This window comes from Shinella sp. GW821-FHT11G07 (genome assembly GCF_058808115.1).
This window is the reverse complement of sequence record NZ_JBXARJ010000011.1, coordinates 50,187-65,991: the sequence shown is the minus strand read 5'-3', so window position 1 is coordinate 65,991 and position 15,805 is coordinate 50,187. Positions and strand designations below refer to the sequence as shown.

Sequence of the window (15,805 nt, the reverse complement as noted above, 5' to 3'; positions counted from 1 at the left end):
ACCGAGCGAGGACCCCATGGGCATGCTTCAGGCGGGCATCATTCCCGTCACCCCCTTCCAGCAGAATTGCACCATTCTCTTCGACACGGAGACGAAAGAGGGCGTCGTCGTCGACCCGGGCGGCGATGTCGAGGTGATCCTGCAGACGGTGAAGGACAATGGCATTGCGTTGAAGGCGATCTGGCTGACCCACGGCCATATCGACCATGCCGGCGGCGCCAAGGAACTGAAGGATGCGCTCGGGCTTGAGATCGTCGGCCCGCACAAGGACGACCTCTCGCTGCTCCAGCGGCTGGAGGCGCAGGCCTCGATGTTCGGCGTGCCGATGAAGGTGATGAATGTCGTGCCGGACCGCTGGCTCGAAGACGGCGACAAGGTCTCCTTCGGCGATCATGAATTCGAAGTATATCACACGCCCGGCCACGCACCCGGCCATGTCATCTACTTCCACCGCAAGCAGGGCGTTGCCCATCTCGGCGACGTGCTCTTCCAGGGCTCGATCGGGCGTACCGACCTGCCGGGCGGCAACCACCAGCAACTGCTGGAATCGATCCGCGACAAGGTGTTTCCGCTTGGCGACGAGGTCGGCTTCCTCTGCGGCCACGGGCCGGGCGGCAAGATCGGCGAAGAGCGGCGCACCAATCCGTTCCTGCGCGGGCTTTAAACAACAAAAGGCGGGTGCCGCAAGGCACCCGCCTTTTCATTTGGATCCGCTCTATCTTAGCCGGCGGTGCAGAAGTGCTCGCGGCCGTCATAACCGACGAAGGTGCCGGTGTTCGGGTTGAACGAGCGGTAGCGCTGCGAGCAGTAATCGTACCAGGACTGGGTCCACGGCTCGTAGCTCGGGGCGACGACCTGGCGGCGGTAGATCACGCGCGGCTCGGGCTCGGGATAATAATCCGGATCCACATAGCGGCGTTCTTCATAGCGTGGCTGGGAGGCCAGCGCCCCGCCGATGATGACGCCCGTGGCGAGACCGAGCGCGCCGCCGATAACGGCATCGCGGCCATAGTCACGGTCACGGTCGCGGTGGTGACGGCGCGGCTTGCGATACTGATAGTCGTCGCCTTCGCGCCAATAGCCGTCACGGTTGCGATCGCGCGCTTCGGAGACGCCCGCAGTTGCGGTAAGCGTCGAGGCGGCGACGGCAAGGGACAACACGATTGTCTTGATGACTTTGTTCATGACGTCGTTCCTTTGGATCCGGCCCAACGCCGGTAGATGACGGGAGCAAACTAGAAGAACAAGGCTGAACGGAGGCTGAACGAAAAAACCCGGCATCGCTGCCGGGCTCCAACTTGAAAATCCTGAAAGCGCCGGATCAACCGTCGATTTGCAGGTTAACCGCCTTCGGGCCTTTGCCGCGGCGATCGGGTTCCGTGTCGAAGCTTACCTTCTGGTTTTCGGAAAGGCCGTTCAGGCCGGAAGCCTGTACAGCAGAAATATGTACGAAGATGTCCGCACCACCGTTGTCGGGCTTGATGAAGCCAAAGCCCTTCTCGGTGTTGAAGAATTTAACAGTGCCAGTCTCGGCCATGCGTCAGGTCCTTTTCTCTCTGCCCGTAAATTGGCGGCGGGCAGCATATCAGTTTTGCCCCGAGGGGCGTTAGGCAGGCAGTTCTCGAGGTTGAGGAAAGGGTCCCGTTTTCACCGCAGCCAGCCAACCGCATGGTCCAAAGGGCCATCCGGATATTGGCTGCCCGGAATTATTTCGCGTCTCCGGCGCGCTTTTATTTAAGGTCTTCCCGTGTTCGCAAATTGCCCGAACCGCGCAAGAGTGATGCGTTTATATTAAATTGGCAAGCAAAAGTTTTGGCCCGACTCGGGTGTGCCTCACTTTGGTCAAATTCCGGGCGATTGCCAAAATTTGCCGCAGATTCTCTGGGGCTTAACCGCTCTGGTATGACTTATATTGCGCTGCCGAAGACATGGCAGGAGCGCGGTGGGCATCATACTTCGGCAAGCGTACCTTCGCGCCGGCCGCGCAGCAACGCCGGCAGGAGTTCTACGGCAAGCATTGCAACGAAGATGATGGCGCAGCCGATATAGCCGGCAGTGCTGATCTTTTCGCCAAGCAGGAGCACGCCGAAGAGGGCGGCGAAGAGCGCCTCGCTGGACAGGAAAATGGCGGCCTGCGGGGCCGTCGTATAACGCTGGGCGACGTTCTGGAAAATGAAGGCCATGCCGCTCGAGAAGAAGCCGGCATAGAGGATCTCCGGCAGCGCGCCCTTGATCGCCGCAAGGCTGATGGGTTCGAACAGGAAGCCCGCCGCGCAGCCCAGCACCGCGCAGACCGAAAATTGTATGAGAGAAAGTGCCACCGGTCGGCCGGACCGGCCGGAAAAGACGCCGACGCAGATCATCTGCACGGACCACAGGACAGCGCAGACGATGGTGAGCATCTCGCCGAGCGTCAGCGCGGCGAAGGTACCGCCGGACAGGAGGAAGATGCCGAAGGACGCCAGCAAGGCAGCGGGCCAGATGACCCAATGCGGCTGGCGGCGCAGCAGCAACACCGTGAGGATGGGCGTGAAGACGACATAGAGGCCGGTGAGGAAGCCGGAATTCGTGACGGTCGTCGTGAGGAGGCCGACCTGCTGGAAGGCGGCGGCGGCAAAGAGTGCGAGGCCGGTCAGGACGAAACCGCCAATGTCGTTTGGCCTTACCGGGCCATCTGCACGCGATTTTTCCCAGAGCGCGAACGGCAGGGCGACAAGCGTGGCGACGGCAAAGCGCAGGCCGATGAACCAGATCGGCCCGAGCGTTTCCATCGCCGTCGACTGGGCGATGAAGCCCGCGCCCCAGATGGCGCCGGCCAGCAATAGGAGAAGGTTCGCCTGAACGCGCGTCATGTCTCTTTTGACCCGAATGGGGGGAAATCAGGCGCGGAGGCGCCTTGCCGCCCTGCTAGCAGCCGGTTTCTTTTTTAGCAAGTCGGGCGGGGTCAGTCCGTCGCTGTCGCGCGCGAGACGCGCAGCAACGAACCGTTCGGATCGTCGGTCAAGAGCAGCAGCGCGCCATCAGGAGCCACGACCACATCGCGGATGCGGCCAAGTTCGCCGTCGAACAGCCGTTCCTCAGAAATGATGGCGCCGCTGTCATCGCGTTCCAGGCGGGCAACGAGCTGGTATTTCAAGGCGCTGACGATGAGGTTGCCGTCCCATTCCGGGAACATCGCGCCGCGATAGACGGCGATGGCGCTTGGGGCGATGGATGGGTCCCAATAATACAGGGGTGGCTCGTAGCCTTCAGCGGCGGAGCCGAGATCGAATTCCGCACCGGAATAGTGCCGGCCGTAGGAGACGAGCGGCCAGCCGTAATTATGGCCGGGTTGCGGATTGTTAACCTCGTCGCCGCCGCGTGCGCCGTGTTCGACGGAAAGCAGCGTGTCGTCCTTGGGGTCGATGGTCAGGCCCTGGGGGTTGCGGTGTCCCTTCGACCAGATTTCCGCCAACCCATCGGTGGTACCGAGGAAGGGATTGTCGGCATGCGGGCTGCCGTCCGGATTGATATGCAGGATGGCGCCGGCGTGATCGCGCGAATCCTGCGCGCGCTCGCTTTCGCCCCGGTCGCCGATACCGAAGAACAGGCTGCCGTCTTTGCTGATTGCGATTCGCGAGCCGAAATGCTGGCCGCGCGGGGTGAGGCGGCTCATCAGGAAGATGAGCGTCGTGTCTTCGAGCTTCGTGCCGTCGACGGATAGTTTTGCCTTGGCGACCGCCGTGCCCGAGCCGCCGTCGCCGCGGGCGCTATAGGTCAGGTAGAGCGTTCGGCTTTTGGCAAAATCAGGTGCCAGCGCGATATCGAGCAGGCCGCCCTGACCGGTCGTTGCGACCTCCGGCACGCCGCTGATCGGCGCCGAGATATGGTGGCCACGCACCAGGCGAAGCGTGCCGCCTTTTTCCGAAACGAGGTAGGCGCCGTCCGGCAGGGCTTCGACGGACCAGGGCTGGTTGAGCCCGGTCGCCAGTGTCTCGACGATGAGTGCTGCTTTTTTGCTGGGGAATTCGCGGGTTTCGGCGTTGGCCGAAGCGGTTGCGAGCGTCGAGGCGAGAAAGAGGACCGCCGTTGCGCGCATCAGAGTGTTCTTCAAGCGCTGTTTTTCCTGCCGCATCGTCGTCTCCCGTCCAATGCCGTTAACTGGCCCAGAGCCGAACGGCTTTCAAGAGCGTTGCCGGCAGGGCAGGATCAATTTTGTGTTGAACCATGCGAAGTGCTGGTCTTCTCGATGCCGGACGTCTTGATCATGTCGATATTGATTGCAGGCGGCGACATGAGGCTGATGACCATGGCAACACAGCCGGCGAGGGCCGTCATGGCGATCAGGAACATGGCGCGAGACTCGCGTGCTTTCCGTTTGCTTCCGACCTTGTCGTCATCCCAGAACATCGTCATTCCCTGTCTTGCTCTTTTGCGTTTGTGATGACGAAAAAGCCCGCCGAAGTCGGCGCGAGAAGGACGGAATTGCGGCAGGGGCCGACATTTATTGTGGCGGAAAGAAGGCAGGTCAAAAAAGGCGGATTTTCAATGCGTTCCGGCGAATAGAGCGCCTCGTTCCGCCGTCTTTAGACGCCGCGCTTGCCGAACTGGCGGAGGGGGCGCGTCGCACGGGTTTCGACCGGCAGGAAGCCGGCTGTGCCGACGGGTTCGGTGGTCGTTTGCACGAGCTCTTCCTCCAGTTCCGGGAAGGTAAGATTGAAGCTCGTCGGTGCGAGTTCCGGCCGGGATAGCAGATAGCCCTGCATCAACGGGCCACCCATGTCGCGGCACACTGCGATCATTTCCGGCTCCTCGATGCCGGCGACGATGGTACGGATTCCCTTGAGGCCAAACTGGCCGATGACCACCCGCAGCAGGGCGACGCCGGCGGAATTCTCGACGAAACCGCGCAGCCACGCCGTATCGAATGTCACGAACTGCGGGCTCAGTCGTTCCAGCCGGTCGAGGTCGCGGTCTTCGCCGGTATATTCGTCGATCGCGATGGAAAAGCCGCCGTCATGCAGACGGGTTGCGAAATGCGTCAGCACGTCCGGGTCATCGTAGGGGCGATCGCGGATCTCGCAGGCGACGCGGTCGGTCGGCAGGCCGGCCTCGTGCGCGGCAAGGCGCAGGCGTTCGACTTCCTGGCGGACGGCATGCGGCGTCAGGTAGAGGCCGGGATGGAAATTGACGATGAGGGAAACGTCGCGGCGGCCTAGGGCGCCGGCATTCAGGATATGCAGGCTGCGGCAGAGGCCATCGACAGCGACACGCTCATCTTCCGGTACGCTCTGGAAAAAATCCGTGGGGGAGCAGGGGGCGCCGTTGGCGCTCGCGCGGATCAGGCCCTTCACCACGGCGATCTGCAACCGGCCGTCTGCCCATTCGGCAAAAATCGGCTGGAGGGCGGATTGCAGCAGGTACGGACCATAGACCGCACTGAAGGCGCCGTCCGCCTGGCGGACGAGATTGGAAAAAATGCTTCTTTCGCTCATGCAGCGCACCATCCGCTGGAACGACACCGACGATGGCAACATAGGCGTGACCTGTTAATGCCAGCTTAATCCTTCGCGTAAAAATCTCAGCGGTTTTGCATTTGCTCAACTTTGTCGTGCATCGCGTTCGATGCGTTGCCGCGATCCATTCGCGTCGCTGATGTCGTTCATGAAATTTAGCGCGCGCGCCCGGCTTTTCCGCTTTTTTCAGCCTTTGCGCTTGCAAGACCGGCGCACATTCGACATAGACCTACCCGCTATGGAGCCCGGCGCTCCGGGTCCATGGCGTCAAGCCGTCTTTGAACCCGATGAGGACATCTCCATCATGGCCTTTCTTGCCGACGCTCTTTCCCGTGTGAAGCCTTCCGCCACCATCGCCGTTTCCCAGAAAGCGCGCGAGCTGAAAGCGAAAGGCCGTGATGTTATCGGGCTGGGCGCAGGCGAGCCGGACTTCGACACGCCGGACAATATCAAGCAGGCAGCGATCGACGCGATCAACCGTGGCGAGACGAAGTACACACCGGTCTCCGGCATTCCGGAACTTCGCGAGGCGATCGCCAAGAAGTTCAAGCGCGAGAACGGTCTCGACTACACGGCCGCGCAGACGATCGTCGGCACCGGTGGAAAGCAGATTCTTTTCAATGCGTTCATGGCGACGATGAATGCAGGCGACGAAGTCGTTATTCCGACACCTTACTGGGTGTCCTACCCGGAAATGGTGTCGCTGTGCGGCGGCACGCCGGTGTTTGTCGCCACCACGCAGGAAAACAAGTTCAAGCTGAAGGCCGAAGACCTGGAAAAGGCGATCACGCCGAAGACCAAGTGGTTCATCTTCAACTCGCCGTCCAACCCGTCGGGCGCTGCCTACAGCCATGACGAGCTGAAGGCGCTGACCGACGTCCTGATGCGCCATCCGCATGTCTGGGTGCTGACGGACGACATGTATGAGCACCTGACCTATGGCGACTTCAAGTTTGCCACCCCGGTCGAAGTCGAGCCCGGCCTCTACGACCGCACGCTGACGATGAACGGCGTCTCGAAGGCCTATGCGATGACCGGCTGGCGTATCGGTTATGCGGCCGGCCCGCTCAACCTCATCAAGGCGATGGACATGATCCAGGGCCAGCAGACCTCCGGCGCCTGCTCGATTGCCCAGTGGGCGGCCGTCGAGGCACTGAACGGCACGCAGGACTTCATTCCGGAAAACAAGAAGATCTTCGAAGGCCGCCGCGACCTCATCGTCTCCATGCTGAACCAGGCCAAGGGTATCGAGTGCCCGTCGCCGGAAGGTGCTTTCTACGTCTATCCGTCCTGCAAGGGCCTGATCGGCAAGACCGCACCGTCGGGCAAGGTCATCGAGACGGACGAGGACTTCGTGTCGGAACTGCTGGAATCGGAAGGTGTCGCCGTCGTGCACGGTTCGGCCTTCGGCCTCGGCCCGAACTTCCGCATCTCCTACGCCACTTCGGAAGCCCAGCTGGAAGAAGCCGGCAAGCGCATCCAGCGCTTCTGCGCTGCCTGCAAATAAGCGTCTGTTCGACCACTGATCTCGAAACCCGCCGGTTACGGCGGGTTTTTTGTTTCGGCCCCGTGAAATTTCCGCTGTCGGTGCCGATATAGTGGATGAGACAATGAATACCGGAGTAGGACCATGAAAACCAAGTCACTCCTCATTTCCGCCCTGGCGGCCCTTGCCACCGCGACGTCCGCTTTTGCTGCGGATGGTGACGGGTACGCAGAGCGGAGCGACAAGGCGCCGCGCGGCAGCATCGTGGTCATCGATAGCCCGCGCTACATGTCCTTCTACGACTACTTCTTCAACAATCCCGTGAAGTCCCGCACGACACGCTTCGATCCGGGCGAATATTACAAGGGCGTGACCCGGGTGTATGACCGTCCCTGACGCAGGCCGCGCAAAGGCTTGCTGCTGTTTGCGCGACGTCAAAGCCCGATCAGGGTCAGCATGATGAACGTGGCGAAGAGGATGAAGTGCGTCATGCCTTCGATCGCGTTCGTCTCGCCGTCATTGAGGTTGATCGCGGCAACGATCAGCGTGATGGCCACCATGACCGTCTGGGCCGGCGACATGGCCATGATGAACGGCTGGCCGGTATAGAGCGCGATCGCCTCCATGACGGGCACGGTCAGGATGACCGTCGAGAGCGAAGCCCCCATGGCGATGTTGACGACGGACTGCATGCGGTTGGCCAGCGCCGCCCGCATCGCCGTCAGGATTTCCGGAGCTGCGGAAATCGCCGCCACCACCACGGCCATCAGCGCCGGTGGGGCGCCGGAGCCCTTGAGGCCGGCGCCTAGCAGCACCGACATGACCTCCGCCAAAGCGCCGATCAACACCACCCCAACGATTATGACGGTGATAGAAAGGCTGGCCGGTTCGTTTTCGTCCGGTGCCTCGCTCGGCAGGCTCCCCTTCCGCTCGGCGCGGGGATAGGCGTAGCTGAAGAAGTAGCTGTGCGCGCCCACCTGCATGCGCAGGAACAGGGCATAGAGCGCGATCATCGCGCCAATGGTGAAGGCGGAATAGGCGTGCCAGCTGTCGCGTGGCACGAATTCCGGCACGACCATGGAAATGCCCATGGCCGTGAGGATCATCACGCCATAGGTTCTTGCCGAATCGTCGTTGTAGGGCTGCTCGCCATGGCGGATGCCGCCGAGCAGTGCGGCTAGGCCGAGGATGCCGTTGATGTCCAGCATCACGGCGGCATAGATCGTGTCGCGCACCAGCGTCGGCGAGGTCTCGCCCTGCATCATGATCGCCAGCACGACGACCTCTACCAGAACGGCGGCAAGCGTCAGGATCATCGTGCCATAGGGGTCGCCGACCTTGGAGGCGAGGATTTCCGCGTGATGGGCGATGCGGGTGGAGACGAGGATGATCGCGGCGACCAGCGCGAAGGCCGCGATCAGCACCGGCAGGCGGCCCATCTCGAGCAAACTGTGTTCCGTCGCGTAGGCGACGATCGCCGCCGCAAGGCCGACGAACAGCAAACGTTCCTTCAGCAGGCTGGAGAGCATGGGCGGGCGGGCTCCTCGGCAGATGTCTACAGGTAGATGTAGCCGAGCCCTGCAAAAAGGAAACGCCCACGGCGGAGGAAACCGTGGGCGCTTGGTGGCAACTTGGCCCTATGGGCGTAGTCGCCTTATAGAGGCTGGAAATGTAGGCAAAGCCGGGGCTTCATTTCTGCTCGGACTTTCTCAACCGTGGGCTACCGCCGCCATGCAGTTCGGAGTGGGGATAGTCGAGAATCCAGGTCTCGCCCGTTGCTTCGTCCCTGAACTCTGTTTCCCACGTCTCGGCGTTCGTCCCGGTCTTAATCAACCTTTGAATTCGCGAAAGCGCCTCTTCGCCATTGTACTCATTCACGACGGCCACCCTTTCTCGATTCATTCCCGCTTTCGTCGGCAGTCGAGGAAGCCTCGACTGCCGACGTGCAGTTGATCAGGCGACGTTTTCCAGGGCCGGATAGTCCGTATAGCCCTTGGCGCCACCGCCGTAGAAGGTGGCCTGGTCCGGCGGGTTCAGCACGGTGTCGTTCTTCAGGCGCTCCACGAGGTCCGGGTTGGATATGAAGAGCTTGCCGAAGGCGACGAGGTCGGCCTTGCCTTCTTCCACCGCGTCGATGGCGAGTTCGCGGTTGTAGCCGTTGTTGACCATCCAGGCCGCCTTGCCGCCGGCGGCCTGATAGGCTGCGCGGAGTGCCGCATAGTCGAACGGCGCGTCGCCCTGCTGGTGATCACGCGGACCGCCGGTCGCGCCTTCGATGATATGGATATAGGCGAGGTCGTATTTGGCGAGGCCTTCCACGACATAGGTGAAGAGCGGCTGCGGGCTCGGATCCGAGGAATCATTGGCCGGCGTCACCGGCGAGATGCGGATTGCGGTGCGGCCGGCTCCGATCTCGTTGGTGATGGCATCGACGACCTGGAAAAGCAGGCGGGCGCGGTTTTCGATCGAGCCGCCATATTCGTCGGTGCGCTCGTTGCTACCGGAACGCAGGAACTGGTCGAGCAGGTAGCCGTTGGCGGCGTGGATTTCGACGCCGTCGAAACCGGCATCCACGGCGGCGCGGGCGGCGCGGCGATAGTCCTCGATGATGCCCGGAAGCTCGTCCTTTTCCAGCGCGCGCGGCTCGGAGGTCTCGGCGAAGCTGCCTGTACCATCGGCATTGATCAGGTAAGTCTTCGACTTGGCGCGGATTGCCGACGGAGCGACCGGCTTGCCGCCGTTCGGCTGCAGCGTGTCATGCGAGATCCGGCCGACATGCCACATCTGCACGACGATCTTGCCGCCGGCCTTGTGCACGGCGTCGGTGACCTGCTTCCAGCCTTCAAGCGCTTCCGGCTTGTAGAGGCCCGGCACGTCGGCATAGCCCTGGCCCTGGTGGGAGATGGCGGTTGCTTCAGTGATCAGGAGGCCGGCCGAGGCGCGCTGCTCGTAATAGGCCGCGTTCAGCGTGTTCGGTACCGCACCCGGGGAGCGGTTGCGCGTCAGCGGCGCCATGACGATGCGGTTGGCAAGCTGAATGTCGCCGATCTTGAGAGGGTCGAAGAGCGAGGTCATGGATAGTCCTTCTTCTGGCTGGGAGTGCGCTTAGAGGGCGCGGTTGATGTGGTGGAGAAAGGCCGCGATCTTGTCTTCATCGCGTTTGAAGAACACCCACTGGCCGACCTTGCGCGTCGTCACGAGGCCGGCGCGCTGGAGGGTGGCAAGGTGGGCGGAAACGGTGGACTGCGAAAGCTCGCAGCGCTTTTCGATCTGGCCGGCGCAGACGCCGAATTCCAGCGGATGCTCCTGGCCGGCGAAATGGACCTGCGGGTCTTTCAGCCAGGCCAGGATCTCGATCCGCTTGGGATGGGCGAGGGCCTTCAGGATTTCGTCGGTGTCGAGCGTCGTCATCTGTCTATCGGGGTCCGGCGATGGATATATCGGTTAACGTCGATATTGGGTTCGCTAAGAGCCGATACAAGGGGTGCCGGCAAAAAAAGAGGGCCACAAGCGAAGCTTGGGCCCTGCAAGTTTGAAGGTCAAAAAACCTCCAGAGGGGAACAGCCAACGCGCGGCACTGGGAGGAGAAAGACCGCAGGTGCGTTGGCTGTAATAGATATGGGGGAGGGGCGGCATTTCTTCAAGAGAAGCGCGTGCCAAGTTTTGCGGAAATGTTGAAAATTTTGTCTTGGTTAACGAAAGGCAAAAAAAGAGGGCCGCAAGATGAACTTGGGCCCTTTATAGTTTTGAAGGTAATAAAACCTCCAGAGGGGAACAGCTGCTGCGGTGGCACTGGGAGGAAAAAGCCACCAAAATGCATCAGCTGCGTGCGATATGATGGTTTTTTGGGCATACATCAATGATTCAATGTGCATGCCAGCCATGCATGAAGCGCAGGTCTTTGAAAACGGCCTTTTCAGAAGTTCCAGTTGCGCGCCTTGGCGACGATGAAATCCCTGAAAACCTTGAGCTTGGCGGAGTTCTTCATCTCGCTCGGATAGCAGAAATAGGTGTCGAAGGAGGGAATGTCCGCACTGACGGGCAGCTGTAGAAGTCCCGGATCGCGTCCGACAATATAGTCCGGCAACATCGCGACGCCGATGCCGAGCAGGCAGGCGCGCTTGATCGAGGTCTGGCTGTTGATCTGCAGGACGGACGGACGGGGGTTGTCCGAATCACGACCGGCGATTTCCAGCCAGTTGACGTCGAGCAGGTAGTTGGGGGCCGGTTCGCCGAAGGTGATGATCTTGTGGTTGTCGAGATCGTCGATCGACTGCGGCTCGCCGTAGCGGTTGATGTAGGAGGGGGCCGCATAGATATGCATGTGCACGGTGAATAGTCGGCGCTGGATGAGATCCGATTGCTGCGGTTCCCGCAGCCGGATCGCGCAGTCGGCATGGCGCATGTTCACGTCCAGCTCCTCGTTGTCGAGGATGAGCTGCACCTGCATGTCGGGATAGAGCGCCAGGAACTCCTGTACCTTGTCGGTCAGCCAGCCCTGGCCGAGACCGACCGTGGTGGTGATGCGCAGCTTGCCGCTTGGCTTTTCGGTGTTTTCGGTGAGCTGGACACGCACGCTTTCCAGCTTCATCAGCACGTCGTGCGCGGTGCGATAGAGGATTTCGCCCTGTTCGGTGAGGATCAGGCCGCGGGCATGACGGTGAAACAGCTTGATGCCGACATCCTGCTCCAGCGCACTCACCTGACGGCTGATGGCGGATTGCGAAAGATGCAGCTTGTCCGCCGCATGCGTGAACGAGCCCGCCTCGGCCGCGGCATGAAAAATCCGCAGCTTGTCCCAGTCGAGCGCCATTCTATCCCCCATATGTCTGTGAGGCGGGGAGCGCTCGCTTCCCGCCTGGTCGCTGATCTTGCTGTTCCCACGTGGGCGGTCGGACGATGCCGCCGCCCTTTGTTGGCGGCTTCTACTCGGCCGCAATTGCGACAGGCATATGACCTGCAAGGTATTTTTCGGTTTCCAAGGCCGCCATGCAGCCCATGCCGGCGGCCGTAACCGCCTGGCGATAGATGTCGTCGGTGACGTCGCCTGCGGCAAAAACGCCCGGCACGTCCGTCGCCGTGGAATCGGCCGCCGTCCACAAATAGCCGTTCGGCTTCTGGCGCAGCTTGCCCTTGAACAGTTCAACCGCCGGCGCATGGCCGATCGCCACGAACACGCCGTCGATGGCGACGTCGCGCGTCTCGCCGGTCTTGACGTTGCGCAGCTTCACGCCGTTGACCGAGGCCGGCATCGGCGGCTTGGGATCCGTGCCGAGATACTCGACGACTTCGTGATCCCAGACGATCTTGACGTTCTCCTTGGCGAACAGGCGCTCCTGAAGAATCTTCTCCGCGCGGAAACCGTCGCGGCGGTGTACGACCGTCACGGTCTTGGCGAGGTTCGAAAGATACAGCGCTTCCTCGACGGCCGAGTTGCCGCCGCCGACGACGATGACGTCCTTGTTGCGGTAGAAGAAGCCGTCGCAGGTGGCGCAGGCAGACACGCCAAAACCCATGAACTTGTGCTCGGTCTCGATGCCGAGCCATTTGGCCTTTGCGCCGGTGGCGATGATCAGCGCATCGGCCGTCCATTCCGTGCCGCTGTCGGTGGAGATGCGGAAGGGGCGCACGCTCATGTCGACATTGGTGACGAGGTCGTTGACGATCTCGGCGCCGACATGCTCGGCCTGCTTGAGCATCTGCTCCATCATCCACGGGCCCTGAACCGGATCGGCGTAACCCGGGTAGTTTTCCACATCCGTGGTGATCATCAACTGACCGCCCTGTTCCATGCCGGCGATCAGCACGGGCTCCAGCATGGCGCGGGCGGTATAGATGGCGGCGGTGTAGCCGGCGGGGCCGGAGCCTATGATCAGCACCTTGACGTGGCGGGCGGACATGGTCGTTCCTTCCGGGGCATCAGGCCCCAATGGGCCGACCGCGCGATCCCGCGCATGGCTCGGCCAATGTTCGTTGTTCAATATCCATTTATGAAGGGAGTGCACCGAGTTTCAAGTGCGCGCTGCGCTTTGCCAACAGGCAAGCGATCCCGCGTGACATATTTGTGCCTCTTGCAGTAACAATGTTGCGCTGATGCGGCGATTCGGGTCACTTCCGGTCGCCTTCCCGAAAGGTCTGTAAATTCCCATGTTTCGTGCCGAACTCGACGCCATCGACATCCGTATCCTGAAAGAGCTTCAGGCCGATGGCCGGATGACCAATGTGGAGCTTGCGTCGCGCGCCGGCATTTCCGCACCACCCTGTCTGCGCCGCGTGCGCAAGCTGGAGGAGGCCGGCATTATCGAGGGCTACACCGCGCTGCTGAACGCGCCGGCCCTCGGCTATGATCTCGTCGCCTTCTGCATGGTTGGTCTCAAGCACCAGTCGGAGGCGAACCTCAAGGCCTTTGCAGCCGCAACGGCGGAATGGCCGATGGTTCGCCAGGCCTGGATGGTCTCCGGCGACAGCGATTTCCTGCTGCATTGCGTGGCCGAAAACCTCACCCGCTTCCAGGACTTCGTCATCGAAGAACTGACCGCCAATGCGCAGGTCGATACCGTGCGCACCATGCTGACGATCCGTCAGGTCAAGAAGGTCGGGCTGGTCGAACTCTGACATCCTGCCAGCGCGCGAGGATGTCGCGCGCGAGCCCCGGTGTCGAATTGACCGGGGCGTGCCGGCCGGTGGCCGGCGCCTCGGGAAAGCGGCCAATGGCGGCCTCCTGCGAAAGTGCCGCAAGGAACCGGCCGATCTTCGCATGCCCGCCAGAGGGATGGAAAATCTGCACGGGAACGCTCAGCGCTGCGGCTTCGCCAACCATGTTGGTCGAATCCGCCGTGACGACGATCTCGTCGGCCCATGCGAGATAGGCGAGCAAGGGATTGTCGCCCGTGCCATCCCAGAAGAGCACGTTCGGCCGCTTGGCGAGGTCTGCAAGGGCTACCGTGAGCGGTGCTGGCGTCCGGCGCGAGGCCGTGATCATCAAGGCGTTTCCCGCATCCAGCTTCCCCTCGAGGCCGTTGAGGAGACGTCTTACATCGTCCTCGGAAAACTGGTGATGCCGGCTGTCGCCGCCGATGAGCACGGCGACCCTTGGCTGGGGCAGGGAGGCAAGCCTGTCGGCCATTGCGTGGCGCGCCGTTTCCAGACGGTCTGGCGACATCCGGTTCGGGGCTGTCGTGACGACGAGCACGTTCTCGCCGCGGGGTGCATCGTGCTGCTGCACGATGAGCAGATCCGCCTTGTGCCGCCGCATGCGCGGATCCTTGAAGAGCACGCAGAACGTGGTCGGCGACAGGGATTTCAGCGTCCTGAGATAAGCCACCGCCCGCCGGCCCGTTGCAAGGCAGATATCCGGAAACGGTGGTGCAAGCGGCGAACCGGGCTTTTCCGGTGCGTCCTTGGGATCGATCGGCCCCCAGGGCATCAGCCAGGCGAAGGGGCGGCGCGGTGCGACGCGGCGCAGAACGGGCGTTGCGCCCATGGCTTCGGCAAGCCCGATCAGCGGCTGCTCGTCGCCGGCCTTGCTGTCCGTCAGGACCCACACGCTGGGAGGGGCGCTCGCCGCCATCTCAGCGCTGTGGCTCCGCCATCAGCCTCTGATAGGCGGAGAATTCCTTCTCCAGCATTTGCGCCGTCGTGAAATTCGCCAAGACATGCTGGCGGCCACGCTGCCCCATCGCCGCCAGTCGGCCCGGATCGGCGAGACCCTCGTCGAGGGCCGCTGCCAGGGCGGCAACATCACTGGGCGGCACAAGCCAGCCGGTTTCGCCCGGCAGGACGGTTTCGCGGCTGCCGCCATGATCGGTGGCGATGACCGGCGTGCCCATTGCCTGCGCCTCGATGGCGGCCCGGCCGAAGGCTTCCGGCTCGGTCGAGGCTGATATAGCGAGATCGGCAGCGGCGAGAATGGCCGGCACATCCCGCCGGCTTCCGGCAAAGACGACGCGGCCATCGAGGCCGAGGCGCGTCACCTCGCGCTGCAATTCGGCAATCAGCGTGTCGGAGCCGCTTCCGGCGAAAGCGAGGCGAATGTCCGGTCTGCCGAGGCGGGAGACGGCATCCAAAAGGACAGCGTGCCCCTTCCAGCGCGTGATACGGCCGACCATCACCACCAGCGGCCCGTTCCCCACGGCGCCCAGTTCTGTACGCAGCGCCGCCCGCGTTTCGGCCGAAATGGCCGCAGGTTCGAAGAGCGAAGGTTCGACACCGCGCGGCGCGACGATCACGCGCGCCTCCGGGAAGCCGTAGACATCGACGATATGGCGACGAATGAACTGCGAGTTGGCGATGACGAGCGGCGCGCGCAGCATGGCGCCATTGTAGAAGCGCTTGAGGGCATTGCCGTGGCCGTAGACGCCGTGAAAGGTCGTGACGAAGCGCACCGGCTTTCGGGCAAGGCGACGCGCCAACAGCCCGACCCAGGCCGGCACACGGCTGCGGGCGTGGATGATGTCGATGCCTTCCTGATCGACTAGGCGTGCGATGGCGCGCGCCGCCGAAACGGCGGAGAACAGCGATTTTCGCCCGACAGGCAGGGTGACGTGCCGCGCCCCGGCCGCTTCCGCCGCGGCCACCAGGGGACCACCCGCACTGGCAATCCAGTTGGGCAGGCCGAGCGCGCCAAGATGGCCCGCCATTTCCACCGCACTACGCTCCACGCCGCCATCGCCCAGCGCCGGGAGAAGTTGCAGGACCTTCATGGTTTCGGGCCGCTTCGGGAGACTTTGAGATGTATGCATGTTTCTTGCCACTGCTTGAATATCGGTCCATAGGAGCCATGTATTCTCCCGGTTGCGAGACAGGTATCGCCTGCGGACCGAAG

At 62.3% G+C, this 15,805-nt stretch carries 18 protein-coding genes; 4 read left to right on the top strand and 14 right to left on the bottom strand.

Annotation, left to right across the window (positions count from 1 at the left end):
* Nucleotides 1-22: 22 nt before the first annotated feature.
* Complete coding sequence (locus tag AC1RT2_RS21230) at nucleotides 23-664, top strand: MBL fold metallo-hydrolase (RefSeq protein WP_150130014.1); 642 nt, start codon at nucleotides 23-25, stop codon at nucleotides 662-664.
* A gap of 56 nt (nucleotides 665-720) precedes the next feature.
* Here AC1RT2_RS21230 and AC1RT2_RS21225 read toward each other — a convergent pair whose 3' ends face one another.
* From AC1RT2_RS21225 to AC1RT2_RS21200, 6 genes are all read right to left on the bottom strand, one after another.
* Nucleotides 721-1,185, bottom strand: a complete 465-nt coding sequence (locus AC1RT2_RS21225; RefSeq protein WP_069058104.1) for a BA14K family protein — start codon at nucleotides 1,183-1,185, stop codon at nucleotides 721-723.
* Nucleotides 1,186-1,321: 136 nt separating this feature from the next.
* The gene (locus AC1RT2_RS21220) at nucleotides 1,322-1,537 is read right to left on the bottom strand and encodes a cold-shock protein (protein WP_069058105.1); all 216 of its coding nucleotides are present in this window, start codon (nucleotides 1,535-1,537) and stop codon (nucleotides 1,322-1,324) included.
* Nucleotides 1,538-1,949: 412 nt separating this feature from the next.
* Nucleotides 1,950-2,852, bottom strand: a complete 903-nt coding sequence (locus AC1RT2_RS21215) for a DMT family transporter (RefSeq protein WP_493105081.1) — start codon at nucleotides 2,850-2,852, stop codon at nucleotides 1,950-1,952.
* Between the two features lie 92 nt (nucleotides 2,853-2,944).
* Nucleotides 2,945-4,114, bottom strand: a complete 1,170-nt coding sequence (locus AC1RT2_RS21210) for a PQQ-dependent sugar dehydrogenase (protein ID WP_493105079.1) — start codon at nucleotides 4,112-4,114, stop codon at nucleotides 2,945-2,947.
* A 74-nt stretch (nucleotides 4,115-4,188) separates the two neighbouring features.
* On the bottom strand, nucleotides 4,189-4,395 hold the full coding sequence (locus tag AC1RT2_RS21205) for a hypothetical protein (RefSeq protein ID WP_069058108.1): 207 nt from the start codon (nucleotides 4,393-4,395) through the stop codon (nucleotides 4,189-4,191).
* Between the two features lie 170 nt (nucleotides 4,396-4,565).
* Nucleotides 4,566-5,474 carry an EAL domain-containing protein gene (locus tag AC1RT2_RS21200; RefSeq protein ID WP_493105077.1) on the bottom strand — a complete coding sequence of 303 codons (909 nt, stop codon included), beginning with the start codon at nucleotides 5,472-5,474 and terminating at the stop codon, nucleotides 4,566-4,568.
* Between the two features lie 325 nt (nucleotides 5,475-5,799).
* Between AC1RT2_RS21200 and AC1RT2_RS21195 the strand changes: the two genes are divergently transcribed.
* Both AC1RT2_RS21195 and AC1RT2_RS21190 read left to right on the top strand, forming a co-directional pair.
* Nucleotides 5,800-7,002, top strand: coding sequence for a pyridoxal phosphate-dependent aminotransferase (locus AC1RT2_RS21195; protein WP_069061314.1), 1,203 nt, complete (start codon nucleotides 5,800-5,802; stop codon nucleotides 7,000-7,002).
* Between the two features lie 123 nt (nucleotides 7,003-7,125).
* A complete protein-coding gene (locus tag AC1RT2_RS21190; protein ID WP_493105075.1) occupies nucleotides 7,126-7,377 on the top strand; it encodes a hypothetical protein in 252 nt (83 codons plus the stop codon).
* 38 nt (nucleotides 7,378-7,415) lie between these two features.
* Here the strand turns inward: AC1RT2_RS21190 and AC1RT2_RS21185 are convergent, their stop codons facing one another.
* From AC1RT2_RS21185 to trxB, 6 genes are all read right to left on the bottom strand, one after another.
* Entirely contained in the window at nucleotides 7,416-8,510 is a 1,095-nt protein-coding gene (locus AC1RT2_RS21185) for a calcium:cation antiporter (RefSeq protein WP_493105073.1), read from the bottom strand.
* 160 nt (nucleotides 8,511-8,670) lie between these two features.
* Complete coding sequence (locus AC1RT2_RS21180; RefSeq protein WP_069058112.1) at nucleotides 8,671-8,883, bottom strand: Imm27 family immunity protein; 213 nt, start codon at nucleotides 8,881-8,883, stop codon at nucleotides 8,671-8,673.
* A 51-nt stretch (nucleotides 8,884-8,934) separates the two neighbouring features.
* Nucleotides 8,935-10,056: an alkene reductase gene (locus AC1RT2_RS21175; RefSeq protein ID WP_493105070.1), complete on the bottom strand. Its 1,122-nt coding sequence runs from the start codon at nucleotides 10,054-10,056 to the stop codon at nucleotides 8,935-8,937.
* Between the two features lie 30 nt (nucleotides 10,057-10,086).
* Nucleotides 10,087-10,392 carry an ArsR/SmtB family transcription factor gene (locus AC1RT2_RS21170; protein ID WP_493105068.1) on the bottom strand — a complete coding sequence of 102 codons (306 nt, stop codon included), beginning with the start codon at nucleotides 10,390-10,392 and terminating at the stop codon, nucleotides 10,087-10,089.
* A gap of 505 nt (nucleotides 10,393-10,897) precedes the next feature.
* Nucleotides 10,898-11,794: a LysR family transcriptional regulator VtlR gene (locus tag AC1RT2_RS21165; protein ID WP_069058115.1), complete on the bottom strand. Its 897-nt coding sequence runs from the start codon at nucleotides 11,792-11,794 to the stop codon at nucleotides 10,898-10,900.
* 112 nt (nucleotides 11,795-11,906) lie between these two features.
* Entirely contained in the window at nucleotides 11,907-12,881 is a 975-nt protein-coding gene (trxB, locus tag AC1RT2_RS21160; protein ID WP_493105066.1) for a thioredoxin-disulfide reductase, read from the bottom strand.
* A 247-nt stretch (nucleotides 12,882-13,128) separates the two neighbouring features.
* Between trxB and AC1RT2_RS21155 the strand changes: the two genes are divergently transcribed.
* A complete protein-coding gene (locus tag AC1RT2_RS21155) occupies nucleotides 13,129-13,596 on the top strand; it encodes an Lrp/AsnC family transcriptional regulator (protein ID WP_069058117.1) in 468 nt (155 codons plus the stop codon).
* On the opposite strand, the gene AC1RT2_RS21150 is transcribed toward AC1RT2_RS21155, so the two are convergent.
* Nucleotides 13,568-14,551: a mitochondrial fission ELM1 family protein gene (locus AC1RT2_RS21150; RefSeq protein WP_493105063.1), complete on the bottom strand. Its 984-nt coding sequence runs from the start codon at nucleotides 14,549-14,551 to the stop codon at nucleotides 13,568-13,570. The genes AC1RT2_RS21155 and AC1RT2_RS21150 overlap by 29 nt on opposite strands.
* A gap of 1 nt (nucleotide 14,552) precedes the next feature.
* Entirely contained in the window at nucleotides 14,553-15,683 is a 1,131-nt protein-coding gene (locus tag AC1RT2_RS21145; RefSeq protein WP_493105061.1) for a glycosyltransferase family 4 protein, read from the bottom strand.
* Nucleotides 15,684-15,805 lie beyond the last annotated feature (122 nt).

What these genes read in the sequence shown, in the direction of transcription:
- AC1RT2_RS21230 (WP_150130014.1), top strand. Translation starts at nt 23, where the DNA reads ATGCTTCAGGCGGGCATCATTCCCGTCACCCCCTTCCAGCAGAATTGC.
- AC1RT2_RS21225 (WP_069058104.1), bottom strand. Translation starts at nt 1,185, where the DNA reads ATGAACAAAGTCATCAAGACAATCGTGTTGTCCCTTGCCGTCGCCGCC.
- AC1RT2_RS21220 (WP_069058105.1), bottom strand. Translation starts at nt 1,537, where the DNA reads ATGGCCGAGACTGGCACTGTTAAATTCTTCAACACCGAGAAGGGCTTT.
- AC1RT2_RS21215 (WP_493105081.1), bottom strand. Translation starts at nt 2,852, where the DNA reads ATGACGCGCGTTCAGGCGAACCTTCTCCTATTGCTGGCCGGCGCCATC.
- AC1RT2_RS21210 (WP_493105079.1), bottom strand. Translation starts at nt 4,114, where the DNA reads ATGCGGCAGGAAAAACAGCGCTTGAAGAACACTCTGATGCGCGCAACG.
- AC1RT2_RS21205 (WP_069058108.1), bottom strand. Translation starts at nt 4,395, where the DNA reads ATGACGATGTTCTGGGATGACGACAAGGTCGGAAGCAAACGGAAAGCA.
- AC1RT2_RS21200 (WP_493105077.1), bottom strand. Translation starts at nt 5,474, where the DNA reads ATGAGCGAAAGAAGCATTTTTTCCAATCTCGTCCGCCAGGCGGACGGC.
- AC1RT2_RS21195 (WP_069061314.1), top strand. Translation starts at nt 5,800, where the DNA reads ATGGCCTTTCTTGCCGACGCTCTTTCCCGTGTGAAGCCTTCCGCCACC.
- AC1RT2_RS21190 (WP_493105075.1), top strand. Translation starts at nt 7,126, where the DNA reads ATGAAAACCAAGTCACTCCTCATTTCCGCCCTGGCGGCCCTTGCCACC.
- AC1RT2_RS21185 (WP_493105073.1), bottom strand. Translation starts at nt 8,510, where the DNA reads ATGCTCTCCAGCCTGCTGAAGGAACGTTTGCTGTTCGTCGGCCTTGCG.
- AC1RT2_RS21180 (WP_069058112.1), bottom strand. Translation starts at nt 8,883, where the DNA reads ATGAATCGAGAAAGGGTGGCCGTCGTGAATGAGTACAATGGCGAAGAG.
- AC1RT2_RS21175 (WP_493105070.1), bottom strand. Translation starts at nt 10,056, where the DNA reads ATGACCTCGCTCTTCGACCCTCTCAAGATCGGCGACATTCAGCTTGCC.
- AC1RT2_RS21170 (WP_493105068.1), bottom strand. Translation starts at nt 10,392, where the DNA reads ATGACGACGCTCGACACCGACGAAATCCTGAAGGCCCTCGCCCATCCC.
- AC1RT2_RS21165 (WP_069058115.1), bottom strand. Translation starts at nt 11,794, where the DNA reads ATGGCGCTCGACTGGGACAAGCTGCGGATTTTTCATGCCGCGGCCGAG.
- trxB (WP_493105066.1), bottom strand. Translation starts at nt 12,881, where the DNA reads ATGTCCGCCCGCCACGTCAAGGTGCTGATCATAGGCTCCGGCCCCGCC.
- AC1RT2_RS21155 (WP_069058117.1), top strand. Translation starts at nt 13,129, where the DNA reads ATGTTTCGTGCCGAACTCGACGCCATCGACATCCGTATCCTGAAAGAG.
- AC1RT2_RS21150 (WP_493105063.1), bottom strand. Translation starts at nt 14,551, where the DNA reads ATGGCGGCGAGCGCCCCTCCCAGCGTGTGGGTCCTGACGGACAGCAAG.
- AC1RT2_RS21145 (WP_493105061.1), bottom strand. Translation starts at nt 15,683, where the DNA reads ATGAAGGTCCTGCAACTTCTCCCGGCGCTGGGCGATGGCGGCGTGGAG.